2 protein-coding genes are annotated in these 427 nt (G+C 56.8%); both read right to left on the bottom strand.

Features of this window, described 5'->3' with window-relative positions:
• On the bottom strand, positions 1–157 hold a 157-nt coding region (locus AO388_RS27140), incomplete at its 3' end, for a phage portal protein (protein ID WP_153003967.1).
• 56 nt (positions 158–213) lie between these two features.
• Positions 214–427: hypothetical protein (locus tag AO388_RS29310; protein ID WP_236713898.1), on the bottom strand; the 214-nt coding region annotated here is incomplete at its 5' end.

The following is a 427-nucleotide window of genomic DNA, read 5'->3' as shown; positions in this document are numbered from 1 at the left end:
TGCGGCTGTTCGGGTTGGTGTTAAGAATCCAATGCAGGTCATTGTCACCGGCCACCTCACGACCACCATCAGGCATGCGCCGGTATAGGCCGAGCGGCAGCGTTGCGATCGTTTCGGAGATGAGGCGAACGCAAGACCAGCAAGCGGCTAGGCGCATGGCTTTGTTGATCGTCACGGTTTTTCCGNGCACCGCTCAAGACGGATTTGAAAGACTTAGCCACCGGTCAGTCCCCTTCGAATGAATGCTGCCGCGACGAAGCACGACGAAGCAGCGGCAAGAAGCGCCCAACCCAGGCCAAGCAGTACGTAAACGCCTGCCACAGCAAGGGCAAAGCCCAGCACTGCAGTCAGCAGGTAAATGATTGATGCTGTGTTCATTCGAATATTGGGTCCCGGATTGAATCCATGAATCGGTCCACGCCGCCAT

Origin of the sequence: Pseudomonas sp. ICMP 10191 (assembly GCF_001467335.1) — a bacterium.
GTDB lineage: Bacteria > Pseudomonadota > Gammaproteobacteria > Pseudomonadales > Pseudomonadaceae > Aquipseudomonas > Aquipseudomonas cerasi.
This window is presented reverse-complemented; position numbering and strand designations above follow the sequence as displayed.